Below are 22,001 nucleotides of genomic sequence, written 5' to 3'. Positions count from 1 at the left end.
CAACATGATTAAAGTTCTTTTTTTTGCCGGGCTAGCCGAACAAGCGGGCCGGGCAGAAATAGAAGTTAATTTTGCTGGGACAGTAGAAGAATTGACAGAGTGGGCCATCGACATGCATAAGCTTTCCCCTGATTCGCTCAACGGAGCGATGGTTGCAGTAAACGAAGAGTTTGCGAGCCAATCGACTGAGCTGACGGCAGGGGATGTCGTGGCTTTTATCCCACCTGTAAGCGGCGGTTAAAACCTATCAAGGTTTTAACCGCTTTTTTTGTCGACTTGTTTGCGCGATGACTCATTCTTTTTTTGGCTAATGGCTACATAAGCACCAGCGACAAACAGAGCGCCGCCAATGACATTGCCGATCGTAACAGGAATCAAATTATAAAAAAATCCGCTAATTGTGACCATATCACTGCCGCCATGGAACAGGGCCATACCAAGAAGAGACATGTTGGCTACACTATGTTCGAAACCAGATGCAATAAAGGCAAAAATGAGCACAAAAATGAGAAAAAGTTTGGCAATATCGCCTTCCGCTCGGAGGGAAGTCCAAATCGCGAGGCAAACGATCCAATTGCAGAGAATGCCTCTGAATAACAACTCATGTAGAGGCGCGTTCATCTTATCGGCCGCGAGAGACACCATGTAATGATTGGCGCCAGCATCAGCAAAAATGCCAGTAAGGAAGACGAGGTACGAGAGCAGCAGTGCACCGACTAAATTGCCTACGAAGCTCCAACCCCAAATTGAGGCCGTTTGTTTCCAAGTAGTGGTGCCACTTAATGAGCTGGCAGTAAAAATTAAATGGTTGCCTGTGAAAAGTTCGGAGCCAGCCCAGAGCACGAGCGCTAAGGCGAGTCCAAACGTAGCGCCAGTCACGACAGATAAAAATGGTGAGCTAACTTGATAGAACGGATCGCCGACAGAAAAAAGCACGATCGAGCCGACTCCGACATAAGCACCGGCAAGCATGGCAGCGAGAAAATAGCGCAGAGGAGAAGAGTCGAACAGCCCGTGTTTCTGTTTCGCTTGAGAGTCTAGCTTGGCCAGTGTGTTGTTATACATAAATGGCCCTCCTTTCATCGTTACCCGTATACCCAGCCGTTTTCATTTTAAAACGGGTGAGATGCCTAGGTTTTATTGCAGGATTTTACGGGTAGGGGAGGAAAGAGGAAATAGAGGGGGGAATAAAAATTGGCCAGTTCGAAGTTACGTTGAATGGGAAAAAGGAAACGGTTACAAAGCCACGCTCCATCTTAACTTTCCTGGCGGAGAAAAAAGTGGAAGTGCCTAGCCTGTGCTATCATCCAAGTTTAGGGGCGATCGAAACATGTGACACTTGTATTGTAGAAGTAAACGGCGAATTCGTCCGCTCATGCTCGACAGATATCAAGCCTGGCGACACGATCAATACAAAAAACGCTGGTGTGCATGAGGCTCAATTTATCGCAATGGACCGCATTCTTGGCAATCACGAACTATATTGTACGGTATGCGATTACAATAACGGCAACTGCGAGATACATAATGCGGTCAAAGAAATGAAGATGACCCACCAGGAAACGGAACATTCTTCAAAAAAGGCAGAGGTACAGCGTAACGCGTTTTATCGCTATGATCCTGACCAGTGCATATTATGCGGGCGCTGTGTTGAAGCATGCCAAGACGTGCAAGTAACGGAAACGCTATCGATTGATTGGAGTTTGGAACGGCCGCGCGTTATTTGGGACAAGCACTCACCTATTGACGAATCATCTTGTGTCAACTGTGGACACTGTTCAACCGTATGTCCTTGCAATGCAATGATGGAGGTTGGCATGGAAGGTGAGGCAGGGTATTTAACAGCGATTAAGGAAAATTCAATGCGGCCGATGATTAACATTACAAAGAATGTAGAAACAGGCTATCAATCATTAATGGCTGTTTCCGACGTAGAAGCGATTATGCGAGAAGAGCGGATCAATAAAACAAAGACTGTTTGCACGTACTGTGGCGTAGGTTGTTCGTTCGATGTGTGGACAAAAGGGAGACAGATTTTAAAAGTCGAACCACAGCCTGAAGCGCCGGCAAATGGCATTTCTACTTGTGTCAAAGGCAAATTCGGCTGGGATTTTGTCAACAGTGAAGAGCGACTGACAAAACCATTGATTCGTGAAGGGGACGGATTCAGAGAAACGAATTGGGAAGAGGCGCTCGACGTTATTGCTCGTAAATTTAAGGAAGCGATCGATCAGAACGGACCTGATTCACTCGCCTTTATTTCTTCATCCAAATGCACGAACGAAGAATCGTATTTGATGCAAAAATTGGCCAGAGCTGTAGTTGGCACGAATAACATTGATAATTGTTCCCGCTATTGCCAGTCTCCAGCGACGAAAGGATTGTGGCGCACTGTCGGTTACGGTGGCGATTCAGGGGGAATTGAAGACATCGCAAAAGCAGGTTTGGTTATTTCAATTGGTTCCAATACAACAGAATCACATCCGGTCTTGGCAACACGGGTGAAACGAGCGCAAAAGCTACATGGGCAAAAAGTGATTGTCGCCGACATTCGCAAGCATGAGCTTGCTGAACGTGCTGATGTATTTATTAAGCCTGCACCAGGCAGCGACCTCGTTTGGCTGTCGGCTGTGACGAAATACATCATTGACCAAGGTTGGCACGATGAAGCGTTTTTGCGAAAGCATGTCAACAATGTAGAAACATTTATTGACAGTTTAGCCTTATATACTCTTGATTACGCCGAAAAAGCAACAAATTTGTCAAAAGAAGAAATGATTGCGGTTGCTACAGCCATCCATGAGGCTGATACAACCTGCGTTCTCTGGGCAATGGGCGTTACCCAACATGGCGGCGGAAGCGATACGAGCACAGCCATTTCAAACTTACTTCTTGTTACAGGCAACTACATGAAGCCAGGCGCAGGCGCTTACCCGCTGCGAGGCCATAACAACGTCCAAGGTGCTAGTGATTTCGGCAGCATGCCTGATCGGTTCCCTGGCTACCAATTTGTTAGCGATGATGAGGTGCGCCAGCGCTATGAACAAAAATGGGGTGTTAAAATCCCAGCAGAACCTGGCTTGAATAACCATGAAATGGTCGACGCGATCCATGAAGGGAAGTTGAATATCCTCTATTTAAAAGGCGAGGACATGGGCATAGTCGATTCAAATGCCAACTATGTGCAAGCTGCTTTTGAAAAGCTGGACTTTTTTGTTGTCCAAGACGTTTTCTTTTCGAAAACGGCCCAATTCGCCGATGTCGTCTTGCCAGCAAGCCCGAGTCTTGAAAAAGAAGGGACATTTACGAATACGGAGCGGCGTGTGCAAAGGCTATATCAAGTCCTTGAACCACTTGGCGATTCTCGCCCTGACTGGATGATTATCCGAGACATTGCCAATCGGCTTGGGGCCGCTTGGTCGTATAAACATCCATCTGAGATTATGGATGAGGCAGCATCGCTAGCGCCATTGTTTGCTGGCGTACGCTACGACCGCCTTGAAGGCTACAACAGCTTGCAATGGCCAGTTGCAGAAGATGGCACAGATACACCTTTGCTGTTTAAAGACAAATTCCCGCTGCCAGAAGGAAAAGCCCGCCTATATCCTGTTACATGGACGAAACCGCTTGAATTCGGGGATGAATATGACATTCACGTTAACAATGGAAGGTTGCTTGAACATTTCCATGAAGGCAATCTGACGTATAAATCGAAAGCGATCAGCGGAAAAACGCCAGAAGTATTTTTAGAAGTATCGAAGGAACTTGCTAAAGACCGGGGCATTACGGACGGAACAAAAGTACGGCTTACATCGCCATATGGCAGCGTGAAAGTAAGGTGCATTGTCACTGAACGAGTCGCAGGAAAAGAAGTCTATTTGCCGATGAACACGAGCGGAGAGGGAGCAATCAATTATTTGACAAGCTCTCATTCAGACAAAGACACCGACACGCCTGCTTATAAAGAAGTCGCTGCTAAAATGGAAGTGTTAGAGCCACAAGGCAAAAACCCACTTCCAAAGACGAACCACCGCTATGGCGATCCTCAGCCACAAATAGGCGTGCGCGTTCAAGAAAAGTGGGCCCGAAAGGATTATGTGTTTCCTGGCGATGTAGTAAAGGAAAGGAGAGCGCAGACCAATGGCTAAGGCGACGACGGTCATCCGTAAGCTTGAAATAGACCCAGCAGAAAAGCGCCAAAACGATTTAAAAGAGCTGGAAAATGCTTTTTTAGACAACAAGGAGGCGATCGAGTCCGCAATAAAGCTCCTTGGCCGTATCCACGAAAAGGGGGCGCTTGATATCGCCCACGGCGCGATAGGCCAAAGCGATAAAATATTGGAGCGAATTGTAATAGCACTTGATCATCCAAATGTGACACAGTCGCTTAAGAACATGTTATTACTCGTTGAAGCATTAGGTACAGTGAAAATGGCGGATTTGGAACCAATTGTTTATAAAATCAACTCAAGCATTGAAAAAGTCGCCGATTATGAACACGTTGAGGGCCAAGGTGGAGGCTTTGCCGGTTTGCTCCGCGCGTTGAAAGACGAGCAAGTGATCGAAGGAATGAATGTGCTGCTTGCGGTCGTAAAAGGATTGGGCATCAATCAGGAAGACATAGAAGAAAACCAAACGATGCACGAGCGTTCCGAACCTGTTACTCGTCGGAATGCACCAAAGCGCCAACCAGCACAAGGAAAGTGGTACATGTTAGCGGCAGGCGCTCTTGCTTGCGCGCTTCCGCTTATATGGAAAAGGAAATAACGGTTATGCCGATGGAAAAAAACATACAAACATCAAGACAAATATGGCGTTTTCAGGCAGGAGAGCCAGTGCGGATAGACGATTCCATTGCGAGGGAACAGCCTGTAACGCTGAAAATTAACGGTGAGGAGTTTGCTACGCTTGTTTGTACGCCAACATATTTGGAAGAAATGGCCATTGGATTTCTAGTTTCCGAAGGCCTTATCCGAGCGTATGAGGAAGTAAAGACGATATGGATCGATGATAGGCAAGGGTTTATCCATATTGAACTAGTGCGGCCAATAGATCGCTTGCACCAGCACTTGCAAACAAAACGGTATATGGGATCATGCTGTGGGATGAGCAGGCAAGGGTTCGTCTTTGCGTCCGATGCCAAGACAGCGAAGAAAGTGCCAACAAGAGATGTAAAGCTAAATGCTGGCGATTGTTTCCGGTTAATGGCGGAGCTCCAGGAGAATGCACGTACATTTCGGCAAACTGGCGGTGTCCACAATGCAGCATTGGCGACGAAGGATGGTCTGCTTCTCATGCGGGAAGACGTTGGCCGCCACAATGCATTAGATAAACTCTATGGCCATTGTTTGCAGAACGGTCTTTCTTTGCAAGGCAAATTAGTGGTTTTTAGCGGCCGGCTGTCAGCGGAAATTATTCTTAAAGTGGCTAAAATCGGTTGTGAGCTAGTTTTGTCCAAATCAGCCCCAACCGATAGGGCGCTGCAAATTGCCGAGGAATTGGACATTACAACTGTCGGTTTTATCCGCAATCGCTCGATGAACGTCTATACGGTGCCAGAACGAATCGAGCTAAAAAGCTAGAGCAAAGCGCTTCTAGCTTTTTTTAATGGGAAACTCCGCCAGTACTGTAGATCGTTAAGAAAGAAAGCAGCCATAAGGCATGTCGCTGCTCATCACGAGCAAGAGAAGCATACACTTCTTTCAAAGCAGGGTTAGTCGTAAAGCGAGCTGCCTGTTCAAACGTATAAGCCGCAGCTTGTTCTTTTTCAAACGCTGCTTTTAAAGCAGGGATATAGTCGTTTCGAGGTAAAGTAGGTTCGGTAATAGTAGGGTCTTTGCCGCTTAATTGCTTATAAGCATGGAGCAGTGTTTGATAATGACTTTTTTCTTCTTCAATCGTTGCATCAATGAGAGAAGCTAAGTGTTGCGTAGGCGCTTGGCTGCGAAGTTGTTCATATTCTAGTACGGATTGGTATGCTAGCTGGAGAAATTGCTGCAATTCAGCCCGCTGCTCTTTGGATACAGTTGGCGAACTTGCTCCCCGCGTCACTGGGCCAGCAGATGGAGTAGGTGGAGGGCCCGAGAAAGAGGGAGCGGCCCGTTTTTTAAACATAATTTGCCTCCTCGCATAAATTGTATGAACCTATGTTTATGCGCTGAAGAAGGCAGACATTCACAAATAACAGGCGTTATTACTTAGACTAGACCTATCGTTGCGGGATGAATGTGAATGAGCAACCCGAACGTGAGCAACAACTAAACTAGCTGCTCGTGTTTTACAATATAAACCGGCCTGAAATGAGCCGGTTAATCATTGTCAGGTTTCTGTTTTTTTGAATAAAAGCTTGCCATTGTACCGACAACAATGCCAATAACGATTCCAATCGGGATGCTATTTAAAGCAATACTAACGCCAATTCCAATCAAAAGGCCAAAAATCATTCCAAATGTCTCATTAGGTGGTTTCTTTTGGGTAGCTTTGGACATGTCGAACCTCCAGTAGTGTCGCTACATGTATTGTAGCGGACAACTCTGCTGCGGTCAAAAGGTCGCTGGTTCCTGGTTCATTGTTAGCTTTGAGCGTTGCGGGGTTTGAATAGTAGAGAAAGGATTGAACCGAGTACGAGTAACACAAACATGGTGCAAGTAATTGCCAATTCTGAAACACCTAAGTAAAGCAGCAGAACGCCAAGCCCGATGAGCAAAGCAACATAACCAATAAAAATTCGTTTCATTAAGAATCCTCCTTTTTTAATATTTTGTCATAATCATATGAATATTGCTGTGGCCGTTTTTTGTAGATTTAACCTCCATAATAACAGTTTCGTTGTTTAAAGGCAAGAAAAAAACAGCATTATCGCTGTTTTTTTCTTGCAATTGCCCAACCTGCTGCTAAAAGCAAACCAGTGGCTGTTAATAAGGCGGAAAGGCGGAAGAATGGTGGCCAATAAGAAAAGACAATGTGGTTTTCCCCTGCTTGCAAGGGTACGCCGAGGAAGGCATAGTTTACTTTTAGCAGTTCAGCCTTTTCACCATTAACCTCTACTTCCCAGCCTTTTTCATAAGGCACAGGTATGGCCAGCACATTGTTGTCCTCATCATTGTTATAATCAATCGAGATTTCCCGCGAAGACAATTGAACAGGAATGTCTTCGCTCGTTGCAACTGCTTCATCAAGGTGGCGATAGGTTTCTGTGTAAAGCGCCAACTCGTCTAGTGTATAGCTTCCTTCTGGTACGCGTAACGATAATACGTCATTGGCCGCTACGCGAATCGTTATGTGGTTTACATCGGTTCGGTAAATTGACTCACGGGATTTGCGCGACGTTTTGAATTCATTGACTGTTAATTGAAATAGTGGAGCAGTCTCTGAATTATTACGGAGATAAAAGGACAAGTAGTCATCGATCTCGCTTTCATCCCGTTCACCTATGTAAATGTCAAGCCCTCCTATTTCTTCCGTCACAGTCAATCGGCCATTTTCGTATGTTCCGCCTACTGCTTCAATTTCAGCTTCGTTTATACGGTTTTGAGCTTGTGATGTAAACTCGGCCGTCTCTAGACCTGGTTCGACAATAATGCCTTCAAGCATCGCATGCTCCCGGTCAAGGATGCTTAACGACGAAAGCTGATCTTCACTATAGGTCGAAGAAGAGACACGGGCAAAAGGAAGGACGTTTTCGTTCTCGTAAAGAGTATAGCGGTCATTGTTGGCCACTTCTGAAAAACCGTAAGGGATCGGCGTTTCTTTATGTTGATCAGCGAGTTTATATTTGACTTGGAATAAGCTATGCAAGTTAGCGCGATCCCCAAAGCCAGAATAACGGCTGACGCTTTCCCGGTTCATGTCAATTTGTAAATCATGATAGTAGAAGAACAGAAGGTGTTTATTCAACACACTCGAATAGGCGCTCGTACCATGAAAATCCTGGACAAGTGGTGTGTTGTTGCGGAAATCAGCTACCCACTCCACTCTGGAAAGAGGCCTTTCATCGACTGTTTCTGCAAGCAGCTCCTGCTGAGCATCGTGGTCATACTCATGGCTTTGTAAAAATGCCGCCGATGTATTATGCAAGTTTCCGTTTTCATAGAGCCTCTCTTTTTGGTAAATATTCGCAAGGCCAAGCTGTAAAACGGCAAGGCTAACGAGTAAGAGGGGCATCCAAACGTTAGGATGTTTTTGCACGAAGAGCAAAAGCACGAGTGTTAGCACAGCGCTAATCATCAGCAAATAAGCTTGGCCAGATTGGAATAAGGATGATGTTTCATATCCTAATAAATAGCTGAGCGCGAAAGCGAAGCCTGTTAGAAAAAAGGCAATCCAGAAGTCGCGTTTAGCAAGTGTCTTTAATGACGGCAAAGCAAAGGCAACAGCAGCAGCTAGCAAAAAAGACCCCATATATTGGAACCGGTATTGAGGAGCTGAAAAGCCATTAAAGACGCTACCGATCATCGGGCTATAATGGAAAGCGACAAACAACAATGCCATAAACGCAAAAAAGCGAAAAGGCTTTTGTTTATAAAGCGAGCGTGCAAACAGGCAAAAGATGAAAATGGCTGGCAAAATGAGCAGCCTGCTCGTATAAAAAACGTTGTCATGCAATTCAACCCACTTGATTGGATCAGTAAAGGCGGGGCGATAATTATTGACGTACCCATAAACCGCCGGTATAAATGCGATTGCTCCGATCAAAAACCCGATTAAAACAGAAGGGATATACAAGCGCAGCTGTTGCTTGATTGAACTTTCATGGTTGGACAAAGGAAAGAAAAAGCGCAAGAGCGCATAAAGGCCAATAAACAGAAAGTTCATGTAGGCAAAATAAAAATTGTTCACTAGTGACAAAGCAATGGCAGCAATCAGCCACCAGGGCTTCTGTTCACGAATGATTTTCTCAACGCCAAGTACGAGTAGAGGCAACCATAAATAAGCATCCGCAAAAAATTCCCAAAAAGCAGCGTGTCTAAAATACATCACACTTCCGCCGTATAACACGGCTCCGATAAAGGCGTATTTTGCCTTTATGTTCATATAACAAAATACGAGTGATGTAATGAATACAACAGCCGCAAGACGGAATGCGTTTACAAAGACAGCCGCTTGCCCCCAAAAAAGGACTGTGTCAGGATCAGCAAACAGCCCAAGTACTTCTCCAGAATAAATAACAAGAAATGTAAGGAAGAATACAGTACTTGTGGCAAAATAATAAGCAAGTTGACTGAAAATCCCTCCCCCGAGACCAAACTGAAGGGAGTAAAAGAACGATCCTTCACTGTACAAGCTGTAAAGAAATTGCTTAAAGGGCAACATTTGCGCTGTACCGTCATTGGGACCGACCATGAATTGGCCGTTTGCCGACTGATAAAAGAAAAAAGCGTGCGCAGCTGCTGCAAAAAGCACGCTTCCGATCAATAAAGAAAGCAACGTCCTGAAATTAAACTTCATGTTGGACTCCATCTTTTTTTAAAATTTTTGCAGTGACAATATACGTAATTGGGACAGTGAAAAGCACGGCCACTAAAGGTGCAAGAGGAGCAGGCAACCCGATCCATTCAACCAGTACAAAAACAAGCACTGTCGATACACTAAAGTTAACAGCTTGCGTCAACGGAAATTGCAGGAATGTTTTCCAAGAAGGTTTTACGCCAAATGTAAAAAATACATTTAAAAAATAAGAGCCAATCATACTCAGCAAAAAAGCTGTCACATGGGCAGCTAAATAATGGAGCGAAAAGACTTGCTGGAACAGCAAGTAAAGCAAGTAAAACGTTCCTGTATTAATTCCGCCGACGAAAGCAAAACGGACAAACGAGTTATGGTAGATTTTCTTCCAAATGTTAGTGCGCTCGTTCATACCGTTTTCCTTTAGTCGCATTTGTCTCTTTCACTAAATAATGGGGGCGACGTTTCGTTTCATTGTAAATCCTGCCAATGTATTCACCGATGATCCCGAGGGACACAAGCTGTACGCCTCCTAAAAACAACACGGCTGAAATGATGGTAAAGTAGCCAGGGACATCAATGCCTGTACGGATGATTTGAGCAAACATGATGAAAATGTACAGAAGAGCAGCCGCTAAAATAAAGCCGCCCATGTAAAAGCAAATGCGCAATGGCTTCATATTAAAAGACACGATTCCATCAATGCCATAATTGACCAATTTAGAGAAGGACCATTTTGATTCGCCATTTTGCCGCGAAACATTTTCGTAATAAACGACTTTTTGGTCAAAACCGATCCAAGAAAACAGCCCTTTTGAAAAGCGGTTGCCTTCGCTCATAATTAAAAGCGCATCGACAGCGCGTCTACTTAACAGGCGAAAGTCGCCGACACCGTCTTCGAGCTCTACATCGACAATTTTATTGATGAACTTGTAATACAGCTTTGAGGCTGTGCTGCGGAAAAATCCCTCTCCTTTTCGGTCGCGGCAAGCAATCACTTGATCATACCCTTCTTCAAATCCTTCTAACAGGTCTTTGATCAAATGGACAGGATGTTGCAAATCAGCATCAATGACAACGACGCAGTCTCCCTTGGCATGCTGGAATCCTGCGACGATAGCAGCTTCCTTGCCAAAATTCCGTGTAAATGACACATAATGTACTTGTGGATGCCATGTAGATAAACGCTGGAGCAACGGCAGCGTGCCATCGGAACTGCCATCGTCTATATAGATGACTTCCCAGCGGTAGTGGGTATCCTTAAGCGTTTCCCTTAAAGCAAAGTAAAACGGTTCAACATTTTCCTCTTCATTAAATGAAGGGACGATAACAGAAAGCAACGGCTTGTTCATCTCCGAGCCTCCATTTCTTTACAAGATATTGCTCCATTTTATCTTACCCTGTTTCACGCCTATTCAATCTTACAGTTCGTTTGCAAAATGCGAAAAACTATGGTTGCTTGTAAAAAAGTATCTCAGTGAACCGTTTTCAATTTGTAAATAAAAGTACAAACAAATTGCTGACAGATCAGCTTGCTGATTCTCTGTGATTTTTGCCGCTAACAGCTGGCGCGCCAAATGAGAACGGTTTAAACTGGAAAGGGACTTGAAAGGAGAGTTTTTTATGAACTATAAATTAGTTGTTTTTGATTTGGATGGAACGTTATACGAAGGGACCGACCATTTTGATTTTTATGCAACTCATTTAAAACAAAAGGTTGCTAAAAAAGATCGGCTTGAATTTCAGCTTGATTACGAGGCAATGAAAGCAGGCAATCATGTTGTGCAAATTGGAAAAGCATACGATGTCGCCCGTGACGCTGTTCTAACGATTGATCCAATGACATTAAAAGTAACTGCTGCCCATACATGGGAAGGCGAACAGTACGACCAGGCTTCTGTCGATGAAGTGTATACTGGTGAATTGTCGTTTAACTTCGAAGACATGATCGCAATTGGCGACGGTTGGTGGTATCCATTTGTTTGTGCCAAACACTATGGAGTAACAGACTGTTATTCCAGCTATCAAGCGACAAAAGAGTATATGGTATCAGACAAATTTCAACTTGAGCCTCTTCCTGGGCTGCGGGACAAGCTTCTTGAGCTGAAGAAACACGCGAATGTGGTTGTAATGACAAATAGTGACCGGGATGATGTTGGACGCTTATTTAAAGAATTAGGGCTAGAAGGCGTGTTTGAACACATCATTTCATCTGCCAAGAAACCGACTAGAACGATGGGCCTTTTTGAACAACTTTTGTCCCTCTATCGGGTAAAGCCAGAAGAAGCAGTCAGTGTTGGCGATAATTTCATTAACGAAATCGCCCCCGCTGTTTTGCTCGGAATGGATGCGGTATACATCCATCCACAACGGCCAAAGGTAGAGCTTGAGCAAGTACGTGTTGTAAGCACTGTCCTTGAGCTATGGTAAATATGCAAAAATAACAAACGAATCTATAAAGTAGCTGGAAATGGCGCTTACTCCTTTTTTGTTACAGGCAGTTGTGTTAGTGTGGCACAAGCAGCAACGAACAAAGGTTTAAAGGAGGACGTAAAGGCGATGAAAAATTATGGACTTGCAGTTGTTTCGGTACTCATAAGCGCAGGGGCGCTTACTGCTTGTGGTGACAATGCAACTGGCGAAGAAGAAATCGAGCAGCTGTTAACCGATTCAAATGAAGCGATGGGGAATTTGAACAGTTATGCCGTAGAAACGGCTATGCATAGCGATGATTTCGAAAACAATGCGATCCTTCAACTTACAAGGGATCCGGTGGCTTTAACGAATGAACATAGGCAGCCGGATGCTGTAAGTGGAGAAACAGATGTCAACAGGGAGTTTATTGAAGACGGCATTTACTATTATGAAGAGCCAAGCATAGGTGAATGGATTAAGTTTGATGCAGAAGAAGCTGGCATAACTGGCGCGGAGAGCCTCCGCCCTGCTGAAGCGCAACTGGACATGCTAAAACAGTATAGCGATCAGCTTGAACTAAATGACAAAGGCGATGACTATATCCTCTCTGCCTCAGGAACGGAGGACGAGGAACTAAAGGAGTTGGCTTTGGAAATGGCTGGAGGCCAACAAGCAAAAGAGATGGGCTTAGAAGTAACCGATTTTGATATTGAAATTGTGATTGACAAAAGCTCCCTGTTGCAAAAAGAGGCAACAATGACGTTAGGATTTCAGATGCCTAACCAGCTAGAAAATGAAGAGGAAGCAGACATGCAAACACAATCGCTTACGACCACGTATAGCCAATTTAACGAAGTAGAAGACATTCATGTGCCAGAGGATGTCGCAAACGAAGCAATCGATATAGAGGAAGCACAGGAAATGATGGAGCAACAACAAGCCGAGTTGGAACAAGAGGCACAACCGAACGAAGACAGTGAAGAATAGCGAATGCGCCCCTTTTCAGTAGCGAAAAGGGGCTTTTTGTTCGAAAGCTACCTAGGAATAGGAAAAAAGCCGACAATCAACATGAAGAAAATTGAAAATTATAGTTATATTTGCGTATCAAAGAGGATATGGGCTTATTCATAAGAAATTAAGACATACTCGAACGACAACGAACGTAAGTAAGAAATAGGCGAATAAATGCGCTGATATTAAGTGATACGAAATTTGTAAGAATGTGTATCTGTGCTATCATGTTAAAAACAGACCGAAAAAGCGTCCTCATTAAAAAGAGGCTGTTGGTTGGGAAAGTAAAAAATAGCTTGTTTTTGGTGATGGACAGCAGGAGGAGATTGAGTAGTGAAAAAAGCAGGAATCTTCGGTTTATTAACGTCTGCTGTTGTATTGGCTGCATGTGGCGGCGGAAACACAATCCAGGTAGGGGTGGCAAATGAAGAGCCCTACGGCTACATTGACACAGACGCGGGAGAAGTAACGGGAGCTAGCCCAGAAATTGCCCGGGCTGTGCTGCAAAAAATGGGCTATGAGGATATTGAAGGGACTGTTGTTGATTTTGGAGCATTGATCCAAGGCGTCAACAGCGGACAGTTTGACATTGTTACAGCCGGGATGGACATCCAGCCAGAACGGTGCGCAAATGGTAATTTCGGCAATATTGAAATGCAATACGGGGAAGGAATCGTGGTCGCCTCAGGCAACCCGCTAAACATTACAAGCTATGAAGACATCGCGGAAGATCCAGACATTCGTGTTGCGCTTATGGCAGGGGCGAACCAAGAAGCGATGCTGCTCGCACTAGGAGCAGACGAAAGCCAATTTGTCAGCGGAAACAGCATTGCCGACAATATTGCCGCTGTTGAAAATGGCCAGGCAGATGTAATGGTCGCCACAGATGCGACAGCAAACTCAGCTGCTCAAAACAATACGTCAGGCAAAGTCGAATTTGTGGAAGATTTTACACAGCCTGTGATTGATGGCGAGGAACAAATCGCCTACGGTGCAGCCGTCTTCCCACAATCGGAAGCAGGAGAAGAGATGCGGGAAGAATACAATGACGCACTGCAAGAACTCATTGATTCAGGGGAGTTGCTTGAAATCATTGAACAGTTCGGCTTTACTGAAGCCAATTTGCCTCCTGAAGACATCACTATGGAAGATCGCTGCAATGCCTAAAGGGCAAAAGGGAAGCATGGTGCTCACATAGGTGGAATCCCATGCTCCCTTTTTTAGTTGATAAGAGGTGAGAGGATGTTCAATAACTTTTCTAGCTTTATGCCGTTTATTTTAAAAGGGCTAGAAATCACGGTCCAAGTTTTTTTAGTAGGCGCTGTCGTCGCGTACAGCATCGCTCTCGTTGCTGGATTGATGCGAACATCAAAAAATCAAGTCATCCGCAGTGTGGCTGCTGTTTTCGTGGAGCTGTTCCGCGGCACATCGTTGCTTGTGCAAATGTTCTTTTTTGTTTATGCGCTACCGATGATTTTCCCTGGCCTGTCGATGTCCAATTTTTTAGCTGGTTCAATTGCTGTCGGTCTAAATTACGGCGCGTATGCTTCAGAAGTGGTGAGAGGGGCAATTCATTCAATTGCTGTTGGCCAGACTGAAGCTGCCATTTCGTTGAACATGTCAAAATGGCAACGGATGAGGCTTGTGATTTTGCCGCAAGCGGTCCGTTTGATGTTGCCGGGTTTTGGCAATAACGCGATTGAATTATTGAAAGGGACGTCGCTTGTTTATTTTATCGCGCTTGCCGACATGACGTTCCAAGCCAATGTACTCCGAGGCAGCAACAATTCGCTGTCCAACCAAATTGAAATTTACACATACTTGCTGGTCGCTTACTTTATTTTAGCGCTGCCTTTGATTTTCCTGGCCCGCTGGCTGGAAAAACGGGCTTCTAAAGGAGTGAGCACATCATGAACAAAACATGGGATTGGGAATTTGCGATTGCAATCTTTCCTGAAATTCTTTCCGCTATTACAGTAACGATTGCAGCTACGATCATTGCTTATTGCATTTCGCTAACAGCTGGCCTCGTTTTAACGCTTTTGCGGCGTGCATCCTTTAAGCCATTGGCACTAACGGTTGCCGGTATTATTGAATTTATTCGGGCAACACCACCGCTTGTCCAACTGTTTTTCGTCTACTATACAACGCCATTAACAGGCTTCCAAACAGGTGCCATCGTACTCGGCCTCCATTATGCTACGTACGTTTCGGAAATTTACCGTTCGGGGATTGAAGCTGTTCCTAAAAGCCAGTGGGAAGCAAGCAAGGCGTTAAATTTCACTCGTGCCCAAACATGGAGACGAATCATTTTGCCCCAAGCTATTCCTCCAGTCATTCCAATGCTTGGAAACTATTTAATTGTCTTATTTAAGGAAACACCGTTGCTTTCAGCGATTTTTGTCGTAGAAATGATGGCTGTCGCCCAGTCAATCGGTACAAGCGATTGGCGTTACGTAGAGCCAATAACGATCGTTGGTTTCTTATTTTTAGCGTTAAGCTATCCATCCGCTGCATTTATTCGCTATTTAGAACGGAAAGTCGGTACGCTGCACGGCAATAAAATCGAAACTAGAGGAGTGAAAACATGAGTGAAGTCATGGAGAAAGTGGAACCAGCTGATGTTGTGCAAATGGAGCAAGCAGAAACGCTTGTCCGTTACCGCAATGTAAAAAAAGCATTTGGCGATACGGTTGTTTTGAACAATTTAGACATTGACGTGAAAAAAGGCGAAAAAATTGCCTTGATCGGCCCGTCTGGCTCTGGCAAAACAACGATTATTCGCATGTTGATGACATTGGAGCAGCCAACGGCAGGGACGATTGAAGTGGATGGAGAAATGCTCTGGCATAAAAAAGTGAACGGTGAGCTAAAGCCAGCTGACGAAAAGCATTTGCGCAAAGTACGGGGCAATATCGGAATGGTGTTTCAACAATACAATTTGTTTCCCCATATGACGATCATGAAAAACTGTATCGAAGCACCTATCCACGTCCTTGGCTTGAGCAAAGACGAGGCAAAAGAACGGGCTGTCGCCATGCTTGAAAAAGTCGGGCTTGCCGACAAAGTTGACATGTATCCATCGCAATTGTCCGGTGGGCAGCAGCAGCGTGTAGCCATTGCCCGTTCACTGGTTATGCAGCCGAAAGTGATGCTGTTTGATGAAGTAACGGCAGCCCTTGATCCAGAGCTAGTCGGGGAAGTGCTCCAAGTGATTCGCGATATTGCAGAAGAAGGAAAAACGACAATGATGTTGATCACCCATGAAATGGATTTTGCCCGTGACGTTGCTGACCGGATTTTGTTTCTTGATAAAGGCAGCATTGCCGAACAAGGCACGCCTGATGACGTCTTAAACCACCCAAAAACAGAACGGCTAAAAACATTTTTAGGGCGTTTCCACGCCTGAGGAAAATTTTCTTGTTTTCTTTGATTTAGCGAACCTTCGTTCTCTTTTAGTAGGAAAGAGAACATGAAGGGGAATGGTTATGAACAAAACAGAAAAACGCTATGTCGAAAAAAAGCTTGAAACGTACAATCTTTATCGACTGACACTAACTTATGAAGAACTTCCAAAAACGACACAGAGCTTTCAATTCGTTCCTGCTCACACAGGAGCTCGACCGTTCTTTTCTACAACCGAACAGACAGCGCTAAAAAATATCGAAGCCGCTCAAAAAAGAAAGAACTATATGAGCATGATCGAACAATGTGTCAATCGCTTGCCGCCTGCTGAACGTGAGTTGATTGTCCGCCGCTATTTGCAAGAGGCAGACCGGTTCGATTATCAAGTATACATGGATATGCTCATTAGCGAGCGTCAATATTACCGCATAAAAAACAGGGCGTTTACAAAGCTACACTATTTGTTTTCTGTTTGGGAGGAAGAACAGGGAGAGTTGGAAGGCATCTGAGCTGAAGACAACACTTTGCCAGCGTTCATGAACAAATGAACGCTGGTTTTTTTTGTGCTATACTGCCTGTTAGGATAAAGAAGAAGGAGACATTTATGCAAAAGGCGAAAGAGAAAAAGCGCTACTACAAAAGGCCGACATTGCGGACAACGATTTTTTTACTCGTTTCAGCAGTCGTCATTGCGGCGTTGCTTGTGACGGACCTTCTTATCCATCGGACGATTGAAGAAGAAATTGAGCAAAATCAAACGGAAAAAGCGCAGCAGCTTGCCAGGGCGGTTGCGCTTATGCCTGTTGTCCAGCAAGCGTTAGTCGAAAAAGAGACGGAACATGTGCAACAGTACGTTGAAACCTTTATGGAACAAGCTGATGTCCAATTTGTCGTTGTCATAGATATGGACGGAATCCGTTATGCCCACCCAGAACGAGAAAAAGTCGGTAAAGCTTTCGTTGGTGGAGATGAAACAGAAGCGCTGAACGGGAATGAAACTGTTTCCACGTCTGTTGGAACGTTAGGCAGATCATTGCGGGCATTTACGCCTGTTTATGCGGAGACAGGCGAGCAAGTGGGGGCGGTCGCGGTCGGCATTTCCCTGGAAGTTGTGGAAAAAGCTCTCCAAGCAAACCGCGTAAACTTGCTCATTGGCACACTGTTTGGATTAAGCGCAGGTTTAGTTGGCGCTGTTCTGTTATCACGCTTTATTAAAAAAACACTATTCCATCTGGAACCGCGAGCAATTGCCACATTAGTAGAAGAGCGAAGCGCCATGCTGCAATCAACAATTGAAGGAATGATTGCAGTTGATGCCGATGGGAAAATTACGCTTGTCAACAAGTCAGCACAAGCGATTTTTGACCGTGCCGGCCTGCCACCAAAGCCAGAAGGTGTCGATGTCGAAGCCTATATGCAAAATTCTAGGCTCCGTCATGTACTCGCTAGCGGCCAACCAGAATACAACCAAGAACAAGATTTAAACGGACTTACCATTGTCGTTAACCGCGTTCCGGTTCGGATAAATGACCAAATTATTGGCGCTATTGCCACATTCCGCGATAAAACAGAAATGAAACAGCTTGCGGAACAACTGACGGGCGTTAAAACATATGCTAGTACGCTGCGGGCACAAACCCATGAATTTAAAAACCGCCTGCAAGTCATTCTCGGTATGTTGCATACAAAAGAGTATGAACAAGTAGAGGCCTATGTTGCCCAAATTGTTGGCAACCAATCAGAAGAATTAAAGCAGACGACCGATATGGTGAAAGACCCGGTCCTTGCAGGGCTTTTGCTCGGCAAAAAAAGCGACGCCCGAGAAAATGGAGTCGATATGAAACTTGTCATTGACACGGTGATTGAACCGTTGCCCCAAGAAAGGTTGGCATTTGAGCTCACCACGATTCTCGGCAACTTGATCGATAATGGGATTGATGCTGCTTCCGGCAAGGAAAACGGAAGCGTGAAGGTTACACTGTATGTGCTCGATGAAGAATTGATTATCCGTATTGCCGATAATGGCCCAGGAATGAGTGAAGCGGAACTGGAAAAGATGTACGTGCGTGGCTATTCAACAAAAGGAAAAGACCGCGGCTACGGCTTGTCTCTTGTAAAGCAAAGCGTCGAGGCGATTGGGGCAGCTTTTACAGTGGAAAGCGAAATCAATCAAGGCACGACTTTTTCTGTTTTTGTGCCAATAGAGAGGGGGAGGCACACATGATTCAGGTGCTTATTGTAGAAGATGATCCGATGGTTGCCGCTGTTGTTAAAAGTTATTTGCGCGATGTGCCAGGTTTTCAAGTGGCGGCTGAGGCTGGCGGAGTAGAGGAAGCAAAGCAGCATCTTAAAGAAAACAAAACAATCCAATTAGTGTTGCTTGATGTTTACATGCCTGGGGAGAATGGCTTGTCACTGCTGCCTTATTTGCGCGAAAACAAGATCGAAGCTGACGTCATCCTTATGACAGCGGCCTCAGACAAAGAATCGATCGAGACTGCTCTTCGATTTGGGGCAGTCGATTATATATTAAAGCCGTACCAATTTGCCCGTTTTCAAAAAGCGTTGCATGCTTACCAAAGCCGTTACAATTTCTTTCGTAAAGAAGAAACGACCGATCAAAAACAGCTTGATGAAACGTTCTTTGAAAAAAAACATACTCTTGAAAAACAAACATTGCCAAAGGGACTGACGAAAGAAACACTGCAAGAAGTCTGGGAGGCGGTTAGGCAAGTCGGTCAAGATAGCTTTTCAACAGAAGACATCGCCCTTCATGCCCGTCTCTCGCGTGTTTCTGTTAAAAAGTACTTAACGTTTTTGAAAGAATTAGACGTGTTGCAGCTACAGCCAACGTATGGGTCGATAGGCCGGCCGATTCACATTTATCGAATCGACAAAGACAATGTTCGTAAACTAAAGCCCTATTTGTAAAGAATAAGTGCCCTAGTCTATTGTTTTGCCAGGCTAGCGTGATTTCAGCCAGTTAGAATCAATAACTGGCTTATTTTTTTTTTGACTTAAAAGAAAGCCTGCTTTTTTTAATTACAAAAAGAAAGCGCTTATTTACATAAACTATTCACCCTTCTCGAGCTTGTTTAAGATAAAGCAAGAAACGAGGAGGTCTTTCAATTGGAGCAAATAAAAACGGTTTCAGAGGCAAGCGAGCGAAAATACCAGCATGAACATGATCGAGCATCCTCTCGCTGGAACCCCTTTTATTGGAAGGTAGGGGTGTTGCCTTTCCCTATTTATGTAGCTATTGCTGCCATCGTCCTGGCTGCAGCGTATTTTCAAAAACTGCCTGCTGACATGATTGGCGGGTTTGCGATTATTATGGTAGCCGGAATGTTACTTGGGGAAATTGGTTCCCGCCTGCCGATTATAAAAAGCATTGGCGGCCCAGCAATACTAGCGCTGTTCGTACCCTCGGCATTCATGTTTTTTGGTTGGTTAAATGAAACAACTGTAAATGCCGTATCGAATTTAATGACGACATCTAACTTTTTATATTTCTATATTGCTTGTTTAGTAGCTGGCAGCATTCTTGGCATGAACCGAGTGGTACTCATGCAAGGAATCACGAAAATGTTGGTTCCCCTTGTTGCCGGAACCGCTGTCTCAATGGCTGCAGGAGTCGGCATGGGCCTTTTACTCGGCTATGAGGCAAAGCATACATTGTTTTTTATTGTTGTTCCTATTTTGGCAGGCGGCATTGGCGAAGGCATTTTGCCGTTGTCAGCTGGTTACAGCACGATTCTCGGAATACCTGCGGCTGAATTAATATCACAGTTAATCCCTGCAGCAATCATCGGCAATATCTTTGCCATTATCGGTGCGGCCCTCTTAAAACAGCTCGGCGCAAAAAAGCCCCATCTTACTGGAAAAGGGGTGCTTGTTAAGACAAAAGGGCCAGTAATGCCGAAATCGATTGATGATACAAAACCAGTAAATTTTGCGCTAATGGGAGCTGGGCTCCTCGTTGCTTGCAGTTTTTATGTGTTTGGCCACTTAATGGAATCGAGCTTGCATATTCCAGCAGCGATTTTAATGATCTTGATTGCTGCGATTGCGAAAGTATTAAAGCTGATTCCTGAACAACTTGAGCAAGGCGCTTTTCATTTATATAAGTTTGTATCAACAAGCTTTACTTGGCCGCTTATGGTAGGGCTTGGGTTGTTGTTTATTCCCCTTGAAGATGTGGCAGGCATTATTAGCTTTTCCTACGTCCTGATTTGCGCCACAGTCGTCTTTGCCATGATCGCAACTGGCTATTTTGTCGGACAGTGGCTTAACATGCACCCTGTCGACTCGGGGATTGTAACTGGTTGCCACAGCGGCCTAGGCGGTACAGGCGATGTCGCCATTTTATCGGCGTCCGACCGCATGAGCCTAATGCCGTTTGCGCAAGTAGCGACGCGTCTAGGTGGAGCAGGGACAGTTATTTTAGCAACATTTGTATTGCGTTGGTTAGGACTTTAAGAAATGAAGGAGTATGATAACGTGTCACAAGCACGAAAACAGAAAGAGGCAGCGATTGCGCTGCATAAGCATGGGAAAATGGAAATGAAAAGCACAGTCCCTTTAATAAATGAATACGATATGAGCCTCGCTTATACGCCTGGCGTAGCTGAGCCATGCAAGCGCATCGCTGAAAATAAAGATGAAGTATACGACCACACCATTAAGGGCAATCTTGTCGCCATTGTTACGGATGGCTCTGCAGTGCTCGGCCTTGGCAATATTGGGCCAGAAGCGGCTATGCCAGTTATGGAAGGAAAGGCCGTTTTATTTAAGCAATTTGCCGGAGTGGATGCAATCCCGCTTTGTTTAGAGACACAAGACGTAGATACAATCATCGCAACGATTAAAGCGGTTGCGCCTACATTTGGCGGCATTAATTTGGAAGACATTGCTGCGCCCCGTTGTTTTGAGATTGAGCAACGCCTACAGGAAGAACTAAACATCCCGGTTTTCCACGACGATCAGCACGGCACAGCGATAGTTGTCCTAGCTGCGCTGATCAATGCACTAAAAGTCGTCGACAAAGGGTTGAACAGTGCCCGCATTGTCATCAACGGTGCAGGGGCAGCAGGCCTTTCAATCGCCACGCTTTTGCTAGAAGCAGGTTGCAGTGACATCACCCTTGTCAGCTTAGAAGGAATTGTCCAAGAAAACGAGCCGTGGCTAAACCAACGCCAGAAAGAATTAGCGGCTAAAACAAACCGACGCCATCTTACCGGCAAGCTCGACCAAGCAATCGAAGGGGCCGATGTCTTTATTGGCGTCTCCGGGCCTCGCGCATTAACAGGCGAACAAGTCAAGCGGATGAATAGCGATGCAGTTGTATTTGCTCTTGCCAATCCGACGCCTGAAATCTACCCAGAGGAAGCGTTCGCTGCTGGTGCGGCTGTTGTAGGCACTGGACGTTCAGACTTTCCGAACCAAATTAATAACGTTCTTGCCTTCCCCGGCATTTTCCGCGGCGCTTTGGACGCCCGCGCTAGCACCATTACCATGACGATGAAGCTGGCAGCCGCAAAAGCAATTGCGAACATTGTTGGTGAAGACTTGCATGCCGGCCACATTCTCCCGTCTCCGTTCGATGAACGGATTGCCCCTGCTGTGGCCAAGGCCGTTGCGGATGAAGCAAAGGAGAAAGTGTGTAGTTAATAATGAATGATGAAGAAACATGCATGAAAGCGCCCATTCCGTAAAGAAAGGGCGCT

The 22,001-nt window shown here is 45.2% G+C and carries 22 protein-coding genes; 15 read left to right on the top strand and 7 right to left on the bottom strand.

Annotated features, from left to right (window positions below; genetic code table 11):
• The first annotated feature begins 4 nt into the window (after positions 1–4).
• Positions 5–241 (top strand): molybdopterin converting factor subunit 1, encoded by a 237-nt coding sequence (gene moaD / locus BC8716_RS01750; protein ID WP_094423668.1) that lies wholly within the window; start codon positions 5–7, stop codon positions 239–241.
• 14 nt (positions 242–255) lie between these two features.
• Here moaD and BC8716_RS01745 read toward each other — a convergent pair whose 3' ends face one another.
• Positions 256–1,065 carry a formate/nitrite transporter family protein gene (locus tag BC8716_RS01745; protein ID WP_094423667.1) on the bottom strand — a complete coding sequence of 270 codons (810 nt, stop codon included), beginning with the start codon at positions 1,063–1,065 and terminating at the stop codon, positions 256–258.
• A gap of 110 nt (positions 1,066–1,175) precedes the next feature.
• On the opposite strand from BC8716_RS01745, the gene fdhF reads away from it, so the two are divergent.
• The 3 genes from fdhF to fdhD are packed head-to-tail and all read left to right on the top strand — an operon-like array spanning position 1,176 to position 5,582.
• Positions 1,176–4,148: a formate dehydrogenase subunit alpha gene (gene fdhF / locus BC8716_RS01740; protein ID WP_406550719.1), complete on the top strand. Its 2,973-nt coding sequence runs from the start codon at positions 1,176–1,178 to the stop codon at positions 4,146–4,148.
• Entirely contained in the window at positions 4,141–4,767 is a 627-nt protein-coding gene (locus BC8716_RS01735) for a helical membrane plugin domain-containing protein (protein WP_094423665.1), read from the top strand. The genes fdhF and BC8716_RS01735 overlap by 8 nt, the downstream gene beginning before the upstream one ends.
• Before the next feature lie 11 nt (positions 4,768–4,778).
• Positions 4,779–5,582, top strand: a complete 804-nt coding sequence (gene fdhD, locus BC8716_RS01730) for a formate dehydrogenase accessory sulfurtransferase FdhD (RefSeq protein ID WP_094429142.1) — start codon at positions 4,779–4,781, stop codon at positions 5,580–5,582.
• A gap of 22 nt (positions 5,583–5,604) precedes the next feature.
• Here fdhD and BC8716_RS01725 read toward each other — a convergent pair whose 3' ends face one another.
• The 6 genes from BC8716_RS01725 to BC8716_RS01705 all read right to left on the bottom strand — a co-directional run bounded on the left by BC8716_RS01725 (position 5,605) and on the right by BC8716_RS01705 (position 10,796).
• Positions 5,605–6,114, bottom strand: coding sequence for a ferritin-like domain-containing protein (locus BC8716_RS01725; protein WP_094423664.1), 510 nt, complete (start codon positions 6,112–6,114; stop codon positions 5,605–5,607).
• A gap of 194 nt (positions 6,115–6,308) precedes the next feature.
• On the bottom strand, positions 6,309–6,488 hold the full coding sequence (locus tag BC8716_RS01720; RefSeq protein ID WP_094423663.1) for a hypothetical protein: 180 nt from the start codon (positions 6,486–6,488) through the stop codon (positions 6,309–6,311).
• Positions 6,489–6,571: 83 nt separating this feature from the next.
• Positions 6,572–6,736, bottom strand: a complete 165-nt coding sequence (locus tag BC8716_RS22245) for a hypothetical protein (protein WP_157730329.1) — start codon at positions 6,734–6,736, stop codon at positions 6,572–6,574.
• Between the two features lie 119 nt (positions 6,737–6,855).
• A complete protein-coding gene (locus tag BC8716_RS01715; protein WP_157730328.1) occupies positions 6,856–9,447 on the bottom strand; it encodes a YfhO family protein in 2,592 nt (863 codons plus the stop codon).
• The gene (locus BC8716_RS01710) at positions 9,437–9,856 is read right to left on the bottom strand and encodes a GtrA family protein (protein WP_094429141.1); all 420 of its coding nucleotides are present in this window, start codon (positions 9,854–9,856) and stop codon (positions 9,437–9,439) included. The genes BC8716_RS01715 and BC8716_RS01710 overlap by 11 nt, the downstream gene beginning before the upstream one ends.
• Positions 9,840–10,796, bottom strand: coding sequence for a glycosyltransferase family 2 protein (locus tag BC8716_RS01705; protein ID WP_094423661.1), 957 nt, complete (start codon positions 10,794–10,796; stop codon positions 9,840–9,842). Before BC8716_RS01705 ends, BC8716_RS01710 begins: the two co-directional genes overlap by 17 nt.
• A 271-nt stretch (positions 10,797–11,067) precedes the next feature.
• Between BC8716_RS01705 and BC8716_RS01700 the strand changes: the two genes are divergently transcribed.
• From BC8716_RS01700 to BC8716_RS01650, 11 genes are all read left to right on the top strand, one after another.
• On the top strand, positions 11,068–11,874 hold the full coding sequence (locus BC8716_RS01700; RefSeq protein ID WP_169715898.1) for an HAD family hydrolase: 807 nt from the start codon (positions 11,068–11,070) through the stop codon (positions 11,872–11,874).
• A gap of 129 nt (positions 11,875–12,003) precedes the next feature.
• Positions 12,004–12,846, top strand: coding sequence for a DUF6612 family protein (locus BC8716_RS01695; protein WP_094423659.1), 843 nt, complete (start codon positions 12,004–12,006; stop codon positions 12,844–12,846).
• Positions 12,847–13,203: 357 nt separating this feature from the next.
• Positions 13,204–14,037 carry an ectoine/hydroxyectoine ABC transporter substrate-binding protein EhuB gene (gene ehuB, locus BC8716_RS01690; protein WP_094423658.1) on the top strand — a complete coding sequence of 278 codons (834 nt, stop codon included), beginning with the start codon at positions 13,204–13,206 and terminating at the stop codon, positions 14,035–14,037.
• Positions 14,038–14,112: 75 nt separating this feature from the next.
• Entirely contained in the window at positions 14,113–14,784 is a 672-nt protein-coding gene (gene ehuC, locus BC8716_RS01685; protein WP_094423657.1) for an ectoine/hydroxyectoine ABC transporter permease subunit EhuC, read from the top strand.
• Positions 14,781–15,461, top strand: coding sequence for an ectoine/hydroxyectoine ABC transporter permease subunit EhuD (gene ehuD, locus BC8716_RS01680; RefSeq protein WP_062750348.1), 681 nt, complete (start codon positions 14,781–14,783; stop codon positions 15,459–15,461). The genes ehuC and ehuD overlap by 4 nt, the downstream gene beginning before the upstream one ends.
• Before the next feature lie 8 nt (positions 15,462–15,469).
• Positions 15,470–16,279, top strand: coding sequence for an ectoine/hydroxyectoine ABC transporter ATP-binding protein EhuA (gene ehuA / locus BC8716_RS01675; protein ID WP_406550720.1), 810 nt, complete (start codon positions 15,470–15,472; stop codon positions 16,277–16,279).
• A gap of 79 nt (positions 16,280–16,358) precedes the next feature.
• Positions 16,359–16,784, top strand: a complete 426-nt coding sequence (locus BC8716_RS01670; protein ID WP_157730327.1) for an ArpU family phage packaging/lysis transcriptional regulator — start codon at positions 16,359–16,361, stop codon at positions 16,782–16,784.
• 95 nt (positions 16,785–16,879) lie between these two features.
• Positions 16,880–18,499, top strand: a complete 1,620-nt coding sequence (gene dcuS, locus BC8716_RS01665) for a DcuS/MalK family sensor histidine kinase (protein WP_157730326.1) — start codon at positions 16,880–16,882, stop codon at positions 18,497–18,499.
• A complete protein-coding gene (locus BC8716_RS01660; protein WP_094423653.1) occupies positions 18,496–19,206 on the top strand; it encodes a response regulator in 711 nt (236 codons plus the stop codon). Before dcuS ends, BC8716_RS01660 begins: the two co-directional genes overlap by 4 nt.
• A 198-nt stretch (positions 19,207–19,404) precedes the next feature.
• Positions 19,405–20,754: a 2-hydroxycarboxylate transporter family protein gene (locus BC8716_RS01655; protein ID WP_094423652.1), complete on the top strand. Its 1,350-nt coding sequence runs from the start codon at positions 19,405–19,407 to the stop codon at positions 20,752–20,754.
• Between the two features lie 78 nt (positions 20,755–20,832).
• On the top strand, positions 20,833–21,945 hold the full coding sequence (locus BC8716_RS01650) for an NAD(P)-dependent malic enzyme (protein ID WP_245850039.1): 1,113 nt from the start codon (positions 20,833–20,835) through the stop codon (positions 21,943–21,945).
• The last annotated feature ends 56 nt before the right edge of the window (positions 21,946–22,001 follow it).

The organism is Shouchella clausii (assembly GCF_002250115.1).
GTDB lineage: Bacteria > Bacillota > Bacilli > Bacillales > Bacillaceae_D > Shouchella > Shouchella clausii.
This window is presented reverse-complemented; position numbering and strand designations above follow the sequence as displayed.

Coding starts and splice junctions, on each gene's coding strand:
- moaD (WP_094423668.1), top strand. CDS start 5: ATGATTAAAGTTCTTTTTTTTGCCGGGCTAGCCGAACAAGCGGGCCGG.
- BC8716_RS01745 (WP_094423667.1), bottom strand. CDS start 1,065: ATGTATAACAACACACTGGCCAAGCTAGACTCTCAAGCGAAACAGAAA.
- BC8716_RS01735 (WP_094423665.1), top strand. CDS start 4,141: ATGGCTAAGGCGACGACGGTCATCCGTAAGCTTGAAATAGACCCAGCA.
- fdhD (WP_094429142.1), top strand. CDS start 4,779: ATGGAAAAAAACATACAAACATCAAGACAAATATGGCGTTTTCAGGCA.
- BC8716_RS01725 (WP_094423664.1), bottom strand. CDS start 6,114: ATGTTTAAAAAACGGGCCGCTCCCTCTTTCTCGGGCCCTCCACCTACT.
- BC8716_RS01720 (WP_094423663.1), bottom strand. CDS start 6,488: ATGTCCAAAGCTACCCAAAAGAAACCACCTAATGAGACATTTGGAATG.
- BC8716_RS22245 (WP_157730329.1), bottom strand. CDS start 6,736: ATGAAACGAATTTTTATTGGTTATGTTGCTTTGCTCATCGGGCTTGGC.
- BC8716_RS01715 (WP_157730328.1), bottom strand. CDS start 9,447: ATGAAGTTTAATTTCAGGACGTTGCTTTCTTTATTGATCGGAAGCGTG.
- BC8716_RS01710 (WP_094429141.1), bottom strand. CDS start 9,856: ATGAACGAGCGCACTAACATTTGGAAGAAAATCTACCATAACTCGTTT.
- BC8716_RS01705 (WP_094423661.1), bottom strand. CDS start 10,796: ATGAACAAGCCGTTGCTTTCTGTTATCGTCCCTTCATTTAATGAAGAG.
- BC8716_RS01700 (WP_169715898.1), top strand. CDS start 11,068: ATGAACTATAAATTAGTTGTTTTTGATTTGGATGGAACGTTATACGAA.
- BC8716_RS01695 (WP_094423659.1), top strand. CDS start 12,004: ATGAAAAATTATGGACTTGCAGTTGTTTCGGTACTCATAAGCGCAGGG.
- ehuC (WP_094423657.1), top strand. CDS start 14,113: ATGTTCAATAACTTTTCTAGCTTTATGCCGTTTATTTTAAAAGGGCTA.
- ehuD (WP_062750348.1), top strand. CDS start 14,781: ATGAACAAAACATGGGATTGGGAATTTGCGATTGCAATCTTTCCTGAA.
- ehuA (WP_406550720.1), top strand. CDS start 15,470: ATGGAGAAAGTGGAACCAGCTGATGTTGTGCAAATGGAGCAAGCAGAA.
- BC8716_RS01670 (WP_157730327.1), top strand. CDS start 16,359: ATGAACAAAACAGAAAAACGCTATGTCGAAAAAAAGCTTGAAACGTAC.
- dcuS (WP_157730326.1), top strand. CDS start 16,880: ATGCAAAAGGCGAAAGAGAAAAAGCGCTACTACAAAAGGCCGACATTG.
- BC8716_RS01660 (WP_094423653.1), top strand. CDS start 18,496: ATGATTCAGGTGCTTATTGTAGAAGATGATCCGATGGTTGCCGCTGTT.
- BC8716_RS01650 (WP_245850039.1), top strand. CDS start 20,833: ATGGAAATGAAAAGCACAGTCCCTTTAATAAATGAATACGATATGAGC.